Here is a 17,410-nt window from a genome sequence, read left to right on the forward strand (position 1 = left end):
TGGGCAGGGAGATCGACGCACCGGGGCAGGCCGGACGGTGAGCCGTTCGGCGAAGACGTGGAGTGCGATCCGGCCACGCCGTGCTTCGCGGTCGCGATGACCACCAGCGGGGTGTCGGTGGTGTGTGCGGCGGGGGAGCTCGACCGCTCCGCGGTCGACGAGCTGCGCGGCCTCCTGCTGGCTCGTCTGTGTCTCTGCGTGAAGGGTGCAGCAATTATCTGCGACCTCAGCCAGGCGCGGGTGTTCGAGCCCACGCTCGTGACGCGCATGCTCTCCGGCACGGCGGTTCGCGCCGCGGGGCTGGTGGTCTGCCTGTTCGTGCTGCCGTGTCCTGGGTTGCGCAGACCGTCCACGGCGACCCTTTCCACCAGCGGCGCTGTTGGGACTTTCGCGTTGCTCGACGACATCGACAGTGGCTTGCGAAGGACCGGCGATCCCGGTCTCGAACGCGACGATCGACAGGTGCGCCGAGTCCTCGACCGGACCATCAGGCACTGCTTGCGCGATCTGCGTGGCCAACCGCCCTACGACACCCTCGACGCGGCCACCCGGCAAGCGCTGCGGTGGCGACTCACCGACGCCGCCCACGCGGGGGTCGGCGTCGGTCCCGGCCTGCTGTCGGCGGCTGCCGGGATCCGGAGGGCGCTCACCTCGCTGAACGCCCGACAGCACCGTGACGCCTACTTCGCCCTACTCGACGCCGAGGACCACCTCACGGGCCGCGTCGAGCCCACCTTGCCTGAATCTCCCAGATCGGCCGTACCACCGAGCGTGCCCACGCCGCGCGTGGCGAGCACCCGCGAGTGGCAGGCGGCCTCCGGCCCACAAGGTGGTACGCGGCGTCGCACGTCCATCCCGCGGCAGCAAGTGGTGCGACGACCCCAGCCGACCGGAGGCAGCCGATGACCCGAGTCGGGCCACGACCGGTGGCCACTGGGCAAGCACCAGCGCGCCGCTCGCGCCAGGGTAGTTCGGTGGTGCGCTACCTGCACACCACCGACCCGAAAGACATCGCCGTTCTCTACCTGGTCACGTCGTTCGCGTTCTTCATGGTCGGCGGGCTGATGGCGATGCTCATCCGCGCCGAGCTGGCCCGGCCGGGTCTGCAGATCCTGTCGGTCGAGCAGTACAACCAGCTGTTCACCATGCACGGCACGATCATGCTTCTGCTGTACGCGACGCCGATCCTGTTCGGCTTCGCCAACTACATCGTCCCGCTGCAGATCGGCGCCCCCGACGTCGCGTTCCCGCGGCTCAACGCCTTCTCCTACTGGCTGTTCCTCTTCGGCGGCATCATCGTCGTCTCCGGGTTCTTCACCCCGGGCGGGGCCGCGTCGGCGGGCTGGTTCGCCTACACGCCGCTCTCCGACATGACCCACACTCCCGGCTTGGGTCAGGACCTCTGGGGTCTGGGCCTCGCGGTATCCGGCCTCGGCACGATCCTCGGCGCCGTCAACTTCACGACGACCATCGTGTGCCTGCGCGCCCCGGGCATGACCATGTTCCGGATGCCGATCTTCACCTGGAACATCCTGGTGACGATGTTCCTCGTCCTCATGGCGTTCCCGATCCTCACTTCGGCCCTGCTCGGGCTGGAGGCCGACCGCCACCTGGGCGCCCAGCTCTTCGCGCCCGAGCACGGCGGGGCGATCCTGTGGCAGCACCTGTTCTGGTTCTTCGGGCACCCCGAGGTCTACATCGTCGCCCTGCCGTTCTTCGGCATCGTCACCGAGATCTTCCCGGTCTTCAGTCGCAAGCCGGTCTTCGGCTACAAGACGCTGATCTACGCGACCGTCGCCATCGGGGCGCTGTCGATCGCGGTGTGGGCCCACCATATGTACGCCACGGGCGCGGTGCTGCTGCCGTTCTTCGCCTTCACCTCCTACCTCATCGCCGTGCCGACCGGCATCAAGTTCTTCAACTGGATCGGCACCATGTGGCGCGGCCAGCTGACCTTCGAGACGCCGATGCTGTTCGCGATCGGCTTCGTCGTGACGTTCCTGTTCGGCGGCCTCAGCGGCGTCCTGCTGGCCAGTCCACCGATCGACTTCCACGTGACCGACTCCTACTTCGTGGTGGCGCACTTCCACTACGTGCTGTTCGGCACGATCGTGTTCGCCACCTACGCCGGCATCTACTTCTGGTTCCCGAAGATGACCGGCCGGATGATGAACGAGCGGGTCGGCAAGCTGCACTTCTGGCTGACGTTCATCGGGTTCCACATGACGTTCCTGGTGCAGCACTGGCTGGGCAACGAGGGCATGCCGCGCCGCTACGCCGACTACGCGGCGTCCGACGGGTTCACCGTGCTCAACACCATCTCGACGATCGGGGCGTTCATCCTGGGGGCCTCGACGCTGCCGTTCATCTGGAACGTGCTCCACAGCTTCCGGTACGGCCGTCCGGTGGAGGTCGACGACCCCTGGGGCCACGGCAACTCGCTGGAGTGGGCGACGTCGTGCCCGCCACCGCGGCACAACTTCACCGAGCTGCCCCGCATTCGCTCCGAGCGCCCGGCGTTCGAGCTGCACTACCCGCACATGGCCGACCGGATGCGGAGGGAGGCCCACATCGGCTCCGGTGCACCGAGTGTGGGCGAGGCCGCGGCCGGTGCCACGGGCCAGGAGCACCTGCCCGGTAGCGACCCCCGCAACCGCTGACGTGACCGTTGGTCGTCGGGGTCGCCCACGGCGTCACGAGGCCAGGAGCAGGGCGCCGGTGACCAGGAGGGCGAGGACCTTCGTGACCTTCAGGCCGATGTAGGCGTGGTGCCCGCGCGATCGGGGCGGGTCCTCGCCGGCGAGGACCCGGTCCGTCCGGCGGGCCAACGTCGGGCGCACGGCTCCCACCTGCACCACGAGGACCACAACGGCGGCGGCCCCGACGGCCACGACGCGGCCGGTGGCGCCCCCGAGTACGCCGGCGACCACCAGCACGACGGCGAGCGCGACTTCGGTGGCATTCAGGGCGCGGAAGACCACCCGTCCGATCCCCAGCCCGACGCGCAGGGTCACCCCGGATGCGCGGAACTTCAACGGCGTCTCGAGGAACGAGATGGCCAGCACCATCCCGAGCCATAGGAACGTCACCGCCGTGGTCACCGCCAGGGCCGGATTCATCACTCGCTCCTCTCCATGTCGGCGGAGGTGTCGATGGATCCGTCGACTCGCCCAGGGGCGTTGGCGCGCAGATGCGCCACGCAGAGGTCGGGCTCGACGAACGGGTCGAGCCACTCGACCGTGAGCGGTGTCCCGAGGGTGGTCATGGCGCCCTGCATCAGTCCCAGGTGCAGGGAACAGACGAGCCGGTCACCGGTCTCCACCAGGTCCAGGAACGGACAATGACGCAGCGCGAGCTGCCGGTCAGTGGCCGGGGCCCGCTGCTCGGGCGCGAACCCCAGATCGTCGAGCAATGCAAGCAGACGGGCGGTTGCCTGCCCGTCGGTGAGTTCCTGGTCCGGGGCCGGCTGCTCGATCATGTCCGCGCCCCAGGCTCGCCCGGCCTCCTGGGCCCGGGCCACGGCGTCGGGTCGGGCGCCCAGCTCAGCAGCGAGGATGCCGGCCAGCAGCCGGTAGCTGCGGGGGCCATCAGGGTCCATGCCGCGTCGGGCCCGGAATGCCAGCGGCGGGCGGCCCGGACCGTCCACCGTGCCGTCGACCTGTTCGACGTGGCCGCTGCGGACCAGGGACTCGAGATGGAAGCGCGCCGTGTTCGGGTGTACGTCGAGTCGACCGGCGATCTCGGCGATGGTCAGTTCGGATCCCGCATCCCGGAGCAACGTCACGACTTCCCGCTTCCGTCCGACGAGCGCACCGCGAGCGCCGGCGTCAGCAGACCTCCACGCCCGTCCCGGCCGCTGTCCGCCGTCACTCACGCGGGCCGCCGCGAGCCGGTCCGAGGCATCACGCGACCTGGTGCGGCAGCGCCGCCACCATCGGGGTGTCGGCCCCGAGTGCACCGAGCTTGGCCGCGCCGCCGGGTGCTCCCAGCGGCGCATCCCGGCCCGCGAGGGGCTCGGTGAAGAACCGCGCGTTGTCGGCCAGGTACTCCGCGAACTCAGCGGGGAGGTCGTCCTCGTAGTAGATGGCCTCCACCGGGCACACCGGCTCACACGCCCCGCAGTCGACGCACTCGTCGGGATGGATGTACAGGCTGCGCGCGCCCTCGTAGATGCAGTCGACGGGGCACTCGTCCACGCACGCCCTGTCGAGCACGTCGACACACGGCAAGCCGATCACGTACGTCATGAGCTCGAATTTACACAACACGCTCTAGTATCAATAGGGCGGAGCGACGAGAGGAACCCATGGCCACCTCAGAACTCGACGTCCGGGGCATGCGCAAGCCCGACAAGCACCCGGCGATCTTCCAGGCCTTCGCCGCCCTCGCCGTCGGCGAGTCCTTCGTCCTGGTCAACAACCACGACCCGCGCCACCTGCGCGAGGAGTTCGACACCGAGCACCCCGGCAGCTACGGCTGGGACTACCTCGATCGCGGGCCCGCGAGGTGGCGGATACGGATCAGCAAGCTCACCGCCGCTGCGCTACCGCGCGTCCTGTGCGACGTCACGACGGCCGCCGCCGCGGATGATCCGGACGCCGCGGGAGCGGTGTGGTCGCTGTCGATGCGCCGTCGCGACCTCGACGCCAACATCGTCCGCCTACGGCCGGGGGGCGGCATCGACGAACATCGGGGTCCCGACCTCGACGTCCTGATCCTCTGCCTCGCCGGCACGGGCCGGGTCCTCACCGAGACCGATCCACTCGAGCTCCGATCCGGAACCCTCGCGTGGCTTCCGCGCGGCTCGCGGCGCGGGTTCGCCGCCGGCCCGGAGGGGCTGAGCTACCTCACGGTGCACCAACGACGACAGTCTCTCGTCCTCGAACCCCCGACCGCCTCGAGTCCGTGAGTCGCCGGGGTCGCCACCGCGGGACGTCTCGACGTCGCCATCCAGGACCTGGCCGCGGTCGAGCTCGCGGAAGCCGGCTATTGGGCGTCGCCGACCTCTTGTCGAGTCGGACAGGCCGCGGCGGCAAGTATGTCCGACGCATACAGACCCTCTCCCGGTCGTGAGAGTCACACTCCGAGCGACGGGTGACCTCGCCGTCATGGAGGTGGTGGTGATGGCCGTCAAACGGACTGGTCAGGCGCGCCGTGGCCCTGACCCGGCAGCCGGGACGCTCGATCCCAGCGTCATTCGTCCTCAAGGGTGCCCCTTGCCCACAGCCGACGAGGTCGAGCGCGGTACCCGCGTCGGTCCGGACCGACAGGAGGTAGCCGAGGCGAGATGGGAGAACGAGGGCGGGCGCCTGCTCAGGGCCGCGGCTCACGGACGGACACGGGGGCGCCGGCGTGAAAGGAGCCCGGGATGACGACACGATCCGGCGTCCGGGTCGCTCGGGTCTACGAGCAGCGCACACCTCAGGACGGCGCCCGCGTGCTCGTCGATCGGGTGTGGCCCCGCGGGCTGACGAAGGCTGCCGCGGACCTCGACGCGTGGTGCGCGGACGTCGCGCCGTCGACCGCCCTGCGTAGGTGGTACGGCCACGACCCGTCGCGATTCGAAGAATTCGCGCGTCGCTATCGGGCAGAACTCGACGAACCGGACCGGGCGGCCGCACTGGAGCATCTGCGCGGGCTCGCGGCCGAACGAACGCTGACCCTGCTGACAGCAACTCGGCAGCCCGAGATCAGCCAGGCCGCGGTGCTCGCGGACCTGCTCGATGCGCAAGTCAGTGGCGACTGACAGCAAGTCGTGCCCGTCGAATGATATGCGAACGCAACGTCGTGCTTGGGGAACGAGCGGACATGGCGCCGACACTGTTGCTTGAAGGCCGTGGTCACCGTCGTCGATGCGGAGCTGGGTCGGTCATGGAGGTGCTCGTCGTCGGTGCAGGGATCGCGGGACCGACGCTGGCCTACTGGCTGCTGCGTGCCGGGCACACTCCGATACTGGTCGAGCACGCGCAGGAGCTGCGACGCGGCGGTCATCTCGTCGACTTCTGGGGTGCCGGCTTCGACGTCGCAGAGCGGATGGGCATCGTCCCGGAGCTCACGGGGCGGGGACACCATCTGGCCGAGGCGCGGGCGGTCGGCTCGAGTGGGCGACGGATCGCCTCCTTCGAGCTCTCCACCTTCGTGGGTCCGGACGACCGTTACGTCAGCATCGCCCGGTCCGACCTCGCCTCCGTCGTCTACGCCGCCCTCGAGGGACGTGTCGAGACCGTGTTCGGCGACTCGGTGAGGGCGCTCGACGACGACGGGGACGCCGTGCACGTCACCTTCGAGAGCGGGACGGCACGCACCATCGACCTGGTGATCGGGGCAGACGGTCTGCACTCACGGGTGCGCCGGCTGGCCTTCGGGCCACAGGAGCGGTTCGAGAGGAACCTCGGTCTCGTCGCCGCCGCGTTCGACGTCGTCGGATACCGCCCCCGCGACGACCTCGTCACCATGCTCTACGCCGAGGTCGGGTTCCAGCTGGTCCGGCTGTCCCTGCCCGACGACGTCTCGATGTTCTTGATCACCGCGCGACACGGGGGCGAGGCGCCGGAGAACCGCGCTGACCAACAGAACCTGCTGCGGGAGCGGCTCGGCCGAGGTGGCTGGGAGACCTCCGCGGTGCTCGAGGCCATGCCGTCGGCGCGGACGTTCTACTTCGACAGGGTGAGCCAGGTCCGGATGCCGGCCTGGAACCGCGGCCGGGTCGGCCTCGTCGGCGACGCGGCGGCGTGTCCGTCGCTGCTGGCCGGTCAGGGGTCCGCACTCGCGATGGTGGAGGCTTACGTCCTGGCCGCCGAGCTGTCCCGGTCGGACGGCGACCACGTCGGGGCGTTCGCCCGCCAGCACGCCCGGTTGGCGCCGTTGCTGCGCTCGAAACAGGACGCGGCGCGGGGACTGGGGCTGGCGTTCGCGCCGGCGACCTCTCTGCACCTGATGACCCGGAACGCGACGGTCAGGCTCATGGGTCTGCCGTTCGTCGCGAGACGGGTCATGGGGCGCAGCCTGCGGGATGCCGTCGAGCTCCCCGCCGAGACCACGTTCCACCGCTTTCCCTGATCACTGCGCCGGGCCTCGACGCAGGCACGCGTCGCCGCGTCGCCGCCCGCGAGGCCGAGAGGCCGAGACGAAGCTGTTGTCCTCTCCGAACAAGGCGCGCGGTCGTCCTTGTCGGATTCAGTAGATGGACTTCAGCGGGATGGAGCGCATCCTGAGCGATCGACGGCGAGTCTCCGGAGCGGGAGGTGTCGAGCGTGGGCGGCACCGAAGGGGCATACGGAATGGATGAGCTCCAACGTGGGCAGCGTCCGGGCCGGCGACCATCGCGAAGCCGATCGGCGGAAGCCATCGAGGGCGGCCGGACCTCTCGAAGGGGTCGAACTCTGGCTGTGCGGTCTTCAGGCCGGCGTCGCGCTGTCCAACGATGTCGGAGGGTGGGGTGTGTCGGCCCACGCGGGTGGGGTCAACGCCGCAGCCATCCGTTGCATCTGGTCGCGGTGCAGTGGGCTCAGCAGGGCGAGCAGCCGCTGACCTTCCGGAGTCAAGAGAACCCGCACCGTGCGACCGTCGTCCGGGTCCTCGTGTCGCTGCACCAGCCCGTTGCCCGCAGCGCGGTTGACCAGCTCGACCGTGCTGTGGTGCCGCAGCTGCAGCCGCTCCGCGAGCTCGCCCACGGTGGCCCACTCGCGGCCGGGAAAGCCTTTCAGCGCGAGCAGCAGCTGGTAGTGCTGCGGAGTGAGGCCGTGCTGGCGCACGGTCTCGTCGCTGAAGCGCAGGTAGGAGCGGACCGCGAAGCGGAAGTCGGCCAACGCCTCGAAGTCACGCTTCGTCATCGAGCCTGAATCACCCACGTCCAACACCACGACCTTCATCACCTCGTGACCCACCGTCACCCCGGCAATCTACCGCACGGCCATCAAATATCGTGGTACGATATAATAGATCAGTCCCTCGTTCCGCCCCACCGGTCCAGGAGGTCCGTCATGCTCAGTGACCACGAACGCGAGACGCTGGTCGAACTCGAAGCTCGACTGCTCGCCGACGATCCGACCTGGGCGATGGCGTTCGACGCCGCCAGCCGACGGGTGTCACGCCAGCAGGCGTTCGAGCTGGCCTTCCACGTCGTGGCGATGACGGTCTGCGTCGCACTGACCGGGCTCATGCTCGCGGTGCACGCACCGGGCCCCGCGCTCTTCTTCGCCGCGGTGGCCGCGACGTTGTTGTGGTTGATCCGACGGCTCCGACGGCTCCGCCGGACTGGCGAGGCTCGCAGCTCGCGTTCGGGCTCGGGCTCGGGATCCTCGAGCCCGGGTGCTTGAGCCCGGTCCGGCCGGGTCGAGGCGGACCGAGTCCCTCCGGCCCTTCTCGTCGTCCGGGCAGTCGGTGAGAGATGCGCGAGGCGCATGGAATCAGTCGGGATCGTCGATCAACGCGAGCGCGGTGTGTGCCGTCCACAAGGACGTCGGGAGGAATGATGAGTGAGCCCGCCCCGGTGGTCGTGGGCGTGGATGGTTCGGTCTCCGGGCGCGACGCGTTGGATTGGGCGGTGGCTGAGGCCGCTACGCGGCTCCGCCCGTTGTGGATCGTGCACGCCTGTCCGCCTCCGATCGATCCAGGTCCGCTCGGGCCGGTGCCGTCGCTCTCGCCGTACACCGGCACGTCGGACGTACTCCAAGAGGCGGCGCGACGAGCCCGGCTGGTTGCCCCTGAGGTCGAGGTGACCGCTCGCCTGGTCTCGGGCGGTCCGGTGCCAGCGCTCCTCGGTCAGCGGGCCAGTCTGATCGTGGTGGGCAGTCGTGGTCGGAGCGGCGTGCGTCGTGCCCTTGCGGGCTCGGTCAGTGTCGCGGTCTCCGCACGGGCCCAGTGTCCGGTGGTGGTGGTCCCCCCGTTGCGCGAGGTGGTTCCCGGCCCGTCACGAGCTCAGGTCGTGGTCGGTGTCGACGGCTCGTATCTCTCGAGCCGGGCGATCGACTTCGCACTGCGGGCCGCCGCTCAGCGCGGGGTCGGGCTCACGGCCCTGCATGCGTGGATTCCGCGTCCTCCGGTCGACAGTGGTGGCCTTGCCGATGACTGGGCCGCCTCCCGAGCCGCGGAGTGCCGCGCCCTCGACGGCGCGCTCGCAGGGCGGCGGGGGCAGTTTCCCACCGTGGCCATCAAGTCCAAGCTCGCGTGCGACGACCCGGCGCACGCGCTGGCCGTGGAGTCAGCCGGGGCCGCGCTGGTCGTCGTCGGTTCCCGAGGACGCGGCTGCATGGCTGGGGTCCTGTTCGGGTCGGTCAGCCAGGTGCTCCTGCACGAGGCTCATTGCCCCATCGCCGTGGTCCGACCGCGAGCGGCCACTGCCGGGCCGGCCCGAGCAGCGTGACGGCCGCACAGCGGACGCTGACATGTCTCTCCGCAAAGGCAAGTGCGCCGAGTTTCTGATCCACGGAGACGTTCCCTTCATAGGAGGTAGCCGCCATGGCCCAACCGTTCTACCCGCAGCCCACACCGGAGCTCTCAGAGCGGCGCAAGGCGCTCGCTCCGGAGATCCACTCCGCATTCGAGGCGTTCAGTCGCGCGGTGTTCGCCGAAGGCGCCCTGGCTGAGAAGACCAAGCAGCTCATCGCGGTCGCCGTCGCGCACGTCACCCAATGTCCGTACTGCATCGACGGCCACACGCGGCTCGCCCGCCGGAAAGGGGCGAGCGCGGAAGAGCTCATGGAGGCGATCTGGGTGGCGGCCGAGATGCGGGCCGGCGGCGCGTACGCGCACTCCACCCTCGCCCTGCACGCGTCGGGCGAAGTGCCGGCACACGAGCAGCATCGGTGATCCGCACCGAATTCGCTCATCGGGCCCCTCATGGAGCTCGGAGCATGGCCCGTGTGGCTAACAGAATTCTCGAGAGATCTGATCGTGTTCGCGTCGATCTTCAGGGGCCCATCGGTGCGGACGCACGCGGTGGGGAACGAGATGATGCAGGAGAAGTGAGATGATGATGCCCATCGTCGTATTGATTGCGGCCCTGGTCCTGCTCGTGGTGGTCCTCGGGTCGAGCGTCCGGGTGGTCAAGCAGTTCGAGCGCGGGGTCGTCTTCCGATTCGGCCGGGTGGAGGAAGGAACCACCCGCGGTCCGGGAATCGCGCTGCTGGTGCCGTTCGTCGACCGGATGCAGAAGATCAACATGCAGATCGTGACGCTGCCCGTCCCGGCCCAGGACGGCATTACGCGCGACAACGTCACCGTCCGAGTGGACGCCGTCATCTACTTCCGTGTCGTGGACCCCGTGCGCGTCGCGGTCGATGTGCAGGACTATCTCACCGCCGTCGGTCAGCTCGCCCAGACCTCGCTGCGCTCCATCATCGGCAAGAGCGATCTCGACGACCTGCTGAGCAACCGGGAAAAGCTCAACCAAGGCATGGAACTCATGATCGACAGCCCGGTCCTGGACTGGGGGCTGCACATCGACCGCGTCGAGATCAAGGACGTATCCCTGCCCGAGACGATGAAGCGCTCGATGTCGCGCCAGGCGGAGGCAGAGCGCGAACGCCGTGCCCGCATCATCACAGCTGACGGCGAGAAGCAGGCCGCGACCACGTTGTCCGAGGCCGCCGAGACCATGGCCGACCACCCCGCCGCGCTCCAGCTGCGACTCCTCGAGACCGTCGTCGAGGTCGCCGCCGAGAAGAACTCCACCCTGGTCCTGCCCTTCCCCGTCGAGCTGCTCCGCTTCCTCGAGCGCGCCACCCCCGCCGAGTCCGACCAAGGCACGCCGGCGCCCACTACGGCCGCGACCGTTGCCCGGGGAGCCGCACCCTCGCCGGCACCTGCGCCTCCGACGCTGCCGGACGCCGGTGCCTTCGGTGCGCAACGTCAGGAAGACCCCGCTCGGTTCCCCTCGACGGAGCCGGCCGCACTCCGTGACGAGTCCGAATGGAGGCCCGCGATGTCGGTGCCCGATCTGCGGACAGCGGAGAGGTGACGACGGCCTGCCGAGCAGCGCAGGAACGTCACCCACCTGCCATGCCGCGCGTCGAACCTCGCGGTCCAGCGCAGGAGCTGCTGCTGGCCGACCGGGGTCGGCTCGATCTCGGACGCTATCGAGGACTCAGTCGGTGTCTGGCTCGAGCGCGCTGGCGGTGTGGGTGCGCTTCTGAAGGTCGACCCCGATGACGACCGCGTCGCGGGCCTCTGGCTCGACGACCTTGGCGGGCGACCGCGGACGAGGTGGCGACCTCCAGCGTCGAAGCTCCGAAACACACTTCCGCTGAGTGAGCCGCGACCGGAGCGCCGACCGGCTCGAAGAATCCCGGCACAGCCAGCCCGAAGGGCGGCACGAAGCTCACGAGTCAGACCGGTCGGCGCTCCAGAAGCAGACGCTGGACCTATCGCCTGCGCCGCCCAGGAAGCGACCGCAGTGCGACCTCGTGCGCCGCTCAGTCGCAAGCGAGGTCGAGCTACCCTGCTGTGAAGGGGTCGTAGTGAATGCGGATGAGTGGGGTTCCAGCCTCGAGCATGGCTGAAACGGTTGCGCGCACCATGTCAGGTGACCCGCTGATCATTGTCTCGCGATCGGCCCATGCACCGTAGCGGGAGACGACTTCGGCAAGAGTTCCGACCTCGGCGTCTCCGGGTTCGTCCCCGTGTTCGACGACCGGGATCACCGTGAGCCAGGGGTGTTGGCGGGAGAGTGCGCGGAGGCGATCGATGGCGTAGAGGTCGGCGACGTCGCGTCCACCGTAGAAGAGGCCGACTCTGCGAGTGGAGCGGGTGTTCACTAGCTCCTCCAGTATCGCGAGTGCCGGGGAGAGTCCTGTACCTCCGACGACCATCAGAAGGTCGCGCTCCGATTGGGGGGCGAGGGTCAGCTGGCCCATCGGAGGGCCGATGCGCCACACGTCGCCAACGTTGCTGTGGGCGACGATCGCGCGGCTGACCCAACCTTCGGGAACGGCGCGGACATGGAACTCGACGATCCCGTCGCTATCGGGCGCGTTCGCCGGCGACAGCGATCGCCACATACGGGGCCGTTGGGGTATCTCAATGCTGAGGTATTGCCCGGGAGCATAGGGAATCGGAACGCTCGTTTGTGCCCGAACGACAGCGAGATCGTCGAGCAGACGCTGGTGATGCGTGATCCGAGCCATCCAGACGGCGGGCCCGCGCTCGGATTCGGCTGCATCGCGCATGATCGTGGCCACAAAATCGTACGCGTCCCGCCATGCGTGTTCAATCTGGGGAGTCCACCTTGGACCGGACACCTCAGCCATGGCTCTGAGCAACGCGTCGCCCACCACCTCGTAGTGCTTGGCGAGCACGCCGAATTTGCGGTGGTCGCGTCCGAGCTGGCGAAGGAAGATGGCGACGTCGTCCGGTCGATCCACTGTCTGCAGCACGTGGATGAGCGCCTGGAGGAATCGGCTGCGTTGGACCCCCATGGCAACGGGAAACAGGTCCCGAGTCTCGGGTGCCGTGTAGAACAACAGACCGTAGAACAACTTTCCCACTTCGTCAGAACGCGGGGTGATCGCGGCGAAACTCGAACGGATGAGGGAGACCGTGGACGCAACGTCGTTGGAGGACGAGCCGGTACGAGGGACGGGGGTCAGGGCCGGGGCCCACACTGGAGGGTGGGGCTGGCCGGCCCCTTCGGGAACCGTGTCTCGTCTGTGCCTGCCGTCTCTCATCGTCGCTGGCCCCTTCCGAAGCGGGGCTACAAGTCCTCCCACACCCGCGAGCCCGGACGGTACCTCGTGTCACGAGGTAACTGGCGACCGGGCCGCTCTCCTGGCTGACCGTGGGGAGTACGCCACGAGCGTCCACGCCGTTGAAGTCGAGGTGGGACTGCAGCGCCGCTGGCGGGGGCGACGTCGCTTCAGTCGGGTGGCTGCCTCCAACCCCGGTCTGTCGCTGCCACGGGTGGCGGCGGCTGAGCGGTTCGACGCATGGAAGAGCCCGTCAGAGGTGTCCTCCGTCAGGCATGTCCCTTGCCGTGGAGCCGAGACCGGCACCGGCTGAGGCGATGTCGACCTCGTCACCGCGCCCGGCAGTGCCCTGTCCACCGGCTCGGGCGTCTCGGATCGCGCGCCACACGCGGTAGGGCGTGGTGGGCATGTCGATGTCGGTCACGCCGTACTGACGTACTGCGTCGAGTACCGCGTTGACCACCGCCGGGGGAGAGGCGATCGTGCCGGCCTCGCCGACGCCCTTGACCCCGAGAGGATTGGTCGTGGCGGGGGTGGTGGTGCGGTCGGTGGTGAAGGTGGGCAGGTCGGCCGCGGTCGGGAGCGTGTAGTCGACGAAAGTGCCCGAAAGCAGGGTGCCGGAGTCGTCGTAGGCGGCTTCCTCGAACAGCGCCTGGGCGATGCCGTGCGCGAGGCCACCATGGACTTGGCCTTCGACCAGGGTCGGGTTGACCACCGTGCCGACGTCGTCCACGCAGACGTAGTCTCGTAGCTGGACCCAACCCGTTTCGGTGTCGACCTCGACCGCGCACAGATGTGTCCCGTGTGGAAAGGAGAAGTTCTCCGGGTCGAAGGTCGCTTCAGCGTCGATTGACGGTTCGACCCCGTCGGGCAGGTCGTGCGCGGTGAACACGGCCAGCGCGACGTCCTGGATCGTCACGCCCAGGTCGGTGCCCCGCACCGAGAACCGGCCACCGTGAAACTCGATGTCCTCGACGGCGGCCTCGAGCATGTGCGCGGCGATTGGCAGAGCCTTGGCGATGGCCTTCTCGGCAGCCTTGACCACGGCAATGCCCCCGACCGAGAGCGACCGGGACCCGTAGGTGTCCAGCCCGCGAGGTGCCGACGCGGTGTCGCTGTGGAGGACCTCCACGTCGTCGAAGCTCACGCCGAGCTGATCGGCAGCGACCTGGCACCATGATGTCACGTGGCCCTGCCCGTGCGGTGAGATTCCGGTGACGACCTCGACCTTTCCGGTGGGCAGCATTCGGATGCTGCTGTGCTCCCACCCGCCGGCGCCGTAGTTCAGCGAGCCGAGCACCCGCGAGGGCGCGAGCCCGCACATCTCGGTGTAGGTGGAGATGCCGATGCCCAGTTGAACGGTGTCGCCGCTTCGGCGGCGCTGGGCCTGCTCGCGACGCAGCCCCTCGTAGTCGAAGAGCTCCTGCGCCTTCTCGGTGGCGGCCTCGTAGTTGCCGGTGTCGTACGTCAGCGACGACGCCATCATGCAGGGGAACTCGTCATGGGTGATCTAGTTCTTGCGGCGCAGTTCCATCGGCTCCATGCCGAGCTCGACAGCGAGCTCGTCCATCAGCCGTTCGATGCCGAAGGTCGCTTCTGGTCGACCGGCGCCGCGGACGGCGTCGGTGGGCGTCTTGGTGGTGAAGACGTTGGTGCAGGAGAACCGGTAGGCCGGGATCTTGTAGATGCCCGGGTACATGAACCCGCCGAGGATCGGCACGCCCGAGGTCAGGATGCGCAAATAGGCGCCCATGTCGGCGAGTAGGTCGACTTGGAGCCCGGTGATGGTGCCGTCAGTGCGTGCGGACACCGTGAGCTTCTGGATCTGGTCACGCCCGTGGTGGCCCGACAGCAGGGACTCGGAGCGGGTCTCCGTCCACTTGACCGGCTTTCCTAGCTTCTGAGCGACCAGCACGAGCAGGATTTCCTCGGGCGTGACCTGCAGTTTTCCGCCAAATCCGCCACCGACGTCCGGCGCAATGACCCGCAGCCGGTGCTCGGGGATGTCCAGGGTCATCGCTGTCATGGTCCTGAGGATGTGCGGAACCTGGGTGGCGGACCACATCGTGAGCTGTTCAGGGTTCGGATCGACCACGACCGAACGGGGCTCCATGAACGCCGGGATCAGGCGCTGCTGGCGGAAGCGTCGGCGGACCACGATCTGGTCCGGGTCGGACTCGGCAGCCTCGAAGGCTTCGTCGACGTCGCCACCGGTACCCGCCGCGCCGGAGTCGAACCTCCAGACCGCGCTTCGGTTGGTGCCGAGGTGGGGGTGGACCAACGTCGCCCCCGTGGCGAGTGCCTCCTCCATGTCGAGCACCGGGTCGAGCGGGTCGTAGTCGACCTCGACCTTCTCGACCGCGTCCTTGGCGGCCGCAGCGTTGCGGGCGACGACGACCGCGACTGCGTCCCCGGCGAAGTTGACCGTCGTCGGGGCCAGCGGGTGCGCCGCCGGGGCCTTCTGGTCCGGGGTCACCGACCACGCGTTCGGCAGCGCGACCGTGTCGGCAGCCAGGTCGGAGGCGGTGTACACCGCGACCACCCCCGGGACCTGTTCGGCGGCGGCGCGATCAATGCCGGTGATCGTGGCGTGGGCGAAGGGGCTGCGCACCATCGCGCAGTGCAGCATCCCGGTCAGAGCGATGTTGTCGGTCCACTGTGTCCGTCCGGTGACCAGTCGTCGGTCTTCCTTGCGCAGCCGGCCTCGACCGACCTCGGTAGCGGACGGGGAGGGCTCAGTGACGGTCATCAGATACTCCGGTCTGGACTCCGCGGGAAGCGACGAACTTCCGCGGTTCGTGTCGTGAATGCAATGGGTGCATCGAGGTTGCTTCAGACGATTCTCGTGAGTTGCGGCCTCAGTCGTTTCCTCCGTCGGAAACTGTGGTGCGAGAGTGGGCTGACTGTGAGCGCGCCAGTGCGCATCTCGACGGCAAGTCGGATCGCTAGCATGAACTTCTGCGTCGCGCTAAGCGGGCGGCGCGCCTACGATAAGTACCTGAACGGAACGCATCGCTGTGTCGGGAATGTCCGGGGTCGGGTGCACGACGCCGCTGTACTCCCGCGCGTAACGGCGGGATACGTCGAGTGGCAGTATCTACTCCTCGCGGCGGCGCCGCCGGACGAGTCTGCTCCTCGGGGTCAATCGCCAGGAATAACAGCTCCGCAGGCCCCGCAGCGCGTCGGTGGCTCTTCGTCGGCGATCCGCCCGCATTCCGGGCACAACAGGTGCATCCAACACACCGGATCGCCCCCCGTCTCCGGCGCACGGGGCAGTCGAGTGCTCATTGCTTTCCACCTTCCTCGCTGTGCTGCTGGAGGAGTTTCCGGGCTCGAGGGAGGACCGGACGTCAATGAGCCGTCGGTCCCGTGCCTCGGCTGCGCGGCACGGAAAACGAGCCGGAACTTGCCGATCTGAACCTCGTCGCCGTCGGTCAGTACCGCCATGTCACTCAGCGCGCCGTTGACGTACGTTCCGTTGAAACTGCCGACGTCGACGACGACGAAGTCCGCGCCCTGGCGGCGGAACTCCGCGTGTCGACGAGAAACCGTCACGGCGTCGAGGAGGACGTCGCTGTCGGGGTGCCGGCCCACTGTGATCACGGCCTGATCGAGCGGACGGCGGAACCCGGCGTTCGGTCCACGTCGGGCGATCAGCAGCGCTGACTCCGAACGCGCCGCGTCCGCTTCGTCCGTCTCGCACTCTTCGCGCGTTCGGGTCAAGCCCCCCGTCATCCGTGTCATCTGTGTCTCGACTCGGACACGAGTGTTACCGGTGGTGTCGGCTGTTTCTCCCCCGGCACTCCGATGTCGTGGCGGGTCTGCGTTGTACGAGCGTGCCGGACTGCTCTGATCGAACACGACGTACCTCCTTCGAACTTGTCGCCGTCGGACCAGGGTGGCCTGTACTCAAAAATATCGTATCACGATACAGTGGCGTTAGGTGGTCTCGTTCGATTCGGTGAGTGTCGTGCACAGGCGCGCTGGCCCGCCGGTTCAGTGCGCCCTTGTCGCTCCACGAGCTCGACCGCGACGCGTTGCAGACATTGAATCCGGGTGTTCGGCGGGGTCCGGCTCTAGTAAGTGGGACGAGCGAAGCCCTTGGATCTGCGCCGGACCAGTCACGACAGATGCTCTGTCCCTCGTCCGGCGCCATGCGCCCCCGGCGGCTACTCGCGGATGGCCACGGCATGTAGGGCGAGGGCGACTCCCGGGGGAGGGGAGGAGGAGTCACCAGCCCGTCCGTTCAATGCTCTGGGCTGATCCGGCTACCCAGCCGGCACCGGCGCGCTGTCGATCAGGGACGCCGATGGGGGCAGTGACTTGCGGGGGCGTGCGCGAGTCGAGCGTCGCAGTCTCGTGCGGCGTCGCTGCCGCTACTGTCACGACGGTCCGGACCGACACTTCCGCGCTCCCTCAGGGCTTCGCCTCGAGAGGCGTCTGTTCGAACAGCTCGAAGGGATCGCTCGATGGGCCGTCCAGCAGGGTCTGCTCGCCGCCCACGCCGACGATGATGTCGTTGCGGAACCGGGCGCTCGCCCGGCGTAGCTCCTCGACGACGCGTTCGAGGGACGTCACCTCGAGGACGAACCGGTTCCACCCTCCGGGGCGCGGTGTTCTCCCGTCGGGCATCGCCTGGCTTCCGCCGGCCCGGCCGTTGAGAACGGACAGCACGAGGCTGAGGTCGCCGCGCGAAAGCATCGGAGTGGGGCGGGGCGCATGTCCTC

Annotated in this window: 15 protein-coding genes and 2 pseudogenes; 9 read left to right on the top strand and 8 right to left on the bottom strand. The window is 68.6% G+C overall.

What is annotated here, in order from left to right; all coding sequences use genetic code 11:
• The first annotated feature begins 96 nt into the window (after nucleotides 1-96).
• Nucleotides 97-906, top strand: coding sequence for a hypothetical protein (locus tag ACFPK1_RS08430; RefSeq protein WP_378020472.1), 810 nt, complete (start codon nucleotides 97-99; stop codon nucleotides 904-906).
• Nucleotides 903-2,660: an aa3-type cytochrome oxidase subunit I gene (gene ctaD, locus ACFPK1_RS08435; RefSeq protein ID WP_378020473.1), complete on the top strand. Its 1,758-nt coding sequence runs from the start codon at nucleotides 903-905 to the stop codon at nucleotides 2,658-2,660. Before ACFPK1_RS08430 ends, ctaD begins: the two co-directional genes overlap by 4 nt.
• Before the next feature lie 33 nt (nucleotides 2,661-2,693).
• Here the strand turns inward: ctaD and ACFPK1_RS08440 are convergent, their stop codons facing one another.
• The 3 genes from ACFPK1_RS08440 to fdxA form a co-directional block, all read right to left on the bottom strand.
• Nucleotides 2,694-3,119: a hypothetical protein gene (locus ACFPK1_RS08440; RefSeq protein WP_378020474.1), complete on the bottom strand. Its 426-nt coding sequence runs from the start codon at nucleotides 3,117-3,119 to the stop codon at nucleotides 2,694-2,696.
• Nucleotides 3,119-3,784 (bottom strand): helix-turn-helix transcriptional regulator, encoded by a 666-nt coding sequence (locus tag ACFPK1_RS08445; RefSeq protein WP_378020475.1) that lies wholly within the window; start codon nucleotides 3,782-3,784, stop codon nucleotides 3,119-3,121. The genes ACFPK1_RS08440 and ACFPK1_RS08445 overlap by 1 nt, the downstream gene beginning before the upstream one ends.
• 118 nt (nucleotides 3,785-3,902) lie before the next feature.
• Nucleotides 3,903-4,247, bottom strand: a complete 345-nt coding sequence (gene fdxA, locus ACFPK1_RS08450) for a ferredoxin (RefSeq protein ID WP_378020476.1) — start codon at nucleotides 4,245-4,247, stop codon at nucleotides 3,903-3,905.
• Nucleotides 4,248-4,306: 59 nt separating this feature from the next.
• On the opposite strand from fdxA, the gene ACFPK1_RS08455 reads away from it, so the two are divergent.
• The 3 genes from ACFPK1_RS08455 (at nucleotide 4,307) to ACFPK1_RS08465 (ending at nucleotide 7,059) form a co-directional block, all read left to right on the top strand.
• Complete coding sequence (locus ACFPK1_RS08455; protein ID WP_378020477.1) at nucleotides 4,307-4,909, top strand: DUF2249 domain-containing protein; 603 nt, start codon at nucleotides 4,307-4,309, stop codon at nucleotides 4,907-4,909.
• 459 nt (nucleotides 4,910-5,368) lie between these two features.
• On the top strand, nucleotides 5,369-5,746 hold the full coding sequence (locus tag ACFPK1_RS08460) for a DUF488 domain-containing protein (RefSeq protein ID WP_378020478.1): 378 nt from the start codon (nucleotides 5,369-5,371) through the stop codon (nucleotides 5,744-5,746).
• 125 nt (nucleotides 5,747-5,871) lie between these two features.
• Nucleotides 5,872-7,059, top strand: coding sequence for an FAD-binding domain (locus tag ACFPK1_RS08465; protein WP_378020479.1), 1,188 nt, complete (start codon nucleotides 5,872-5,874; stop codon nucleotides 7,057-7,059).
• A gap of 338 nt (nucleotides 7,060-7,397) precedes the next feature.
• On the opposite strand, the gene ACFPK1_RS08470 is transcribed toward ACFPK1_RS08465, so the two are convergent.
• Entirely contained in the window at nucleotides 7,398-7,871 is a 474-nt protein-coding gene (locus ACFPK1_RS08470) for a MarR family winged helix-turn-helix transcriptional regulator (protein WP_345332896.1), read from the bottom strand.
• A gap of 111 nt (nucleotides 7,872-7,982) precedes the next feature.
• Here ACFPK1_RS08470 and ACFPK1_RS08475 point away from each other — a divergent pair, with 111 nt between their 5' ends.
• The 4 genes from ACFPK1_RS08475 to ACFPK1_RS08490 all read left to right on the top strand — a co-directional run bounded on the left by ACFPK1_RS08475 (nucleotide 7,983) and on the right by ACFPK1_RS08490 (nucleotide 10,960).
• Nucleotides 7,983-8,318: a DUF3040 domain-containing protein gene (locus ACFPK1_RS08475; protein ID WP_274187958.1), complete on the top strand. Its 336-nt coding sequence runs from the start codon at nucleotides 7,983-7,985 to the stop codon at nucleotides 8,316-8,318.
• Nucleotides 8,319-8,473: 155 nt separating this feature from the next.
• Complete coding sequence (locus tag ACFPK1_RS08480; protein WP_274187959.1) at nucleotides 8,474-9,364, top strand: universal stress protein; 891 nt, start codon at nucleotides 8,474-8,476, stop codon at nucleotides 9,362-9,364.
• A gap of 95 nt (nucleotides 9,365-9,459) precedes the next feature.
• A complete protein-coding gene (locus tag ACFPK1_RS08485) occupies nucleotides 9,460-9,810 on the top strand; it encodes a carboxymuconolactone decarboxylase family protein (RefSeq protein ID WP_274187960.1) in 351 nt (116 codons plus the stop codon).
• A 166-nt stretch (nucleotides 9,811-9,976) separates the two neighbouring features.
• Complete coding sequence (locus ACFPK1_RS08490) at nucleotides 9,977-10,960, top strand: slipin family protein (protein WP_274188016.1); 984 nt, start codon at nucleotides 9,977-9,979, stop codon at nucleotides 10,958-10,960.
• Between the two features lie 475 nt (nucleotides 10,961-11,435).
• Here ACFPK1_RS08490 and ACFPK1_RS08495 read toward each other — a convergent pair whose 3' ends face one another.
• The 4 genes and pseudogenes from ACFPK1_RS08495 to ACFPK1_RS08510 form a co-directional block, all read right to left on the bottom strand.
• On the bottom strand, nucleotides 11,436-12,476 hold the full coding sequence (locus ACFPK1_RS08495; protein ID WP_378020480.1) for a globin domain-containing protein: 1,041 nt from the start codon (nucleotides 12,474-12,476) through the stop codon (nucleotides 11,436-11,438).
• 460 nt (nucleotides 12,477-12,936) lie between these two features.
• Nucleotides 12,937-15,432, bottom strand: a pseudogene (locus tag ACFPK1_RS08500) (xanthine dehydrogenase family protein molybdopterin-binding subunit).
• Nucleotides 15,433-16,037: 605 nt separating this feature from the next.
• Nucleotides 16,038-16,367 (bottom strand): annotated as a pseudogene (locus ACFPK1_RS08505) (FHA domain-containing protein); the annotation flags it as partial.
• Between the two features lie 732 nt (nucleotides 16,368-17,099).
• Entirely contained in the window at nucleotides 17,100-17,384 is a 285-nt protein-coding gene (locus tag ACFPK1_RS08510; protein ID WP_378020481.1) for a hypothetical protein, read from the bottom strand.
• Nucleotides 17,385-17,410 lie beyond the last annotated feature (26 nt).

Source organism: Actinomycetospora rhizophila (genome assembly GCF_042657905.1).
GTDB classification, from domain to species: domain Bacteria; phylum Actinomycetota; class Actinomycetes; order Mycobacteriales; family Pseudonocardiaceae; genus Actinomycetospora; species Actinomycetospora rhizophila.

Bases quoted from the DNA above. Each gene is read 5' to 3' on its own strand.
- ACFPK1_RS08430 (WP_378020472.1), top strand. From the start codon at position 97: ATGACCACCAGCGGGGTGTCGGTGGTGTGTGCGGCGGGGGAGCTCGAC.
- ctaD (WP_378020473.1), top strand. From the start codon at position 903: ATGACCCGAGTCGGGCCACGACCGGTGGCCACTGGGCAAGCACCAGCG.
- ACFPK1_RS08440 (WP_378020474.1), bottom strand. From the start codon at position 3,119: ATGAATCCGGCCCTGGCGGTGACCACGGCGGTGACGTTCCTATGGCTC.
- fdxA (WP_378020476.1), bottom strand. From the start codon at position 4,247: ATGACGTACGTGATCGGCTTGCCGTGTGTCGACGTGCTCGACAGGGCG.
- ACFPK1_RS08455 (WP_378020477.1), top strand. From the start codon at position 4,307: ATGGCCACCTCAGAACTCGACGTCCGGGGCATGCGCAAGCCCGACAAG.
- ACFPK1_RS08460 (WP_378020478.1), top strand. From the start codon at position 5,369: ATGACGACACGATCCGGCGTCCGGGTCGCTCGGGTCTACGAGCAGCGC.
- ACFPK1_RS08465 (WP_378020479.1), top strand. From the start codon at position 5,872: ATGGAGGTGCTCGTCGTCGGTGCAGGGATCGCGGGACCGACGCTGGCC.
- ACFPK1_RS08470 (WP_345332896.1), bottom strand. From the start codon at position 7,871: ATGAAGGTCGTGGTGTTGGACGTGGGTGATTCAGGCTCGATGACGAAG.
- ACFPK1_RS08475 (WP_274187958.1), top strand. From the start codon at position 7,983: ATGCTCAGTGACCACGAACGCGAGACGCTGGTCGAACTCGAAGCTCGA.
- ACFPK1_RS08480 (WP_274187959.1), top strand. From the start codon at position 8,474: ATGAGTGAGCCCGCCCCGGTGGTCGTGGGCGTGGATGGTTCGGTCTCC.
- ACFPK1_RS08485 (WP_274187960.1), top strand. From the start codon at position 9,460: ATGGCCCAACCGTTCTACCCGCAGCCCACACCGGAGCTCTCAGAGCGG.
- ACFPK1_RS08490 (WP_274188016.1), top strand. From the start codon at position 9,977: ATGCCCATCGTCGTATTGATTGCGGCCCTGGTCCTGCTCGTGGTGGTC.
- ACFPK1_RS08510 (WP_378020481.1), bottom strand. From the start codon at position 17,384: ATGCTTTCGCGCGGCGACCTCAGCCTCGTGCTGTCCGTTCTCAACGGC.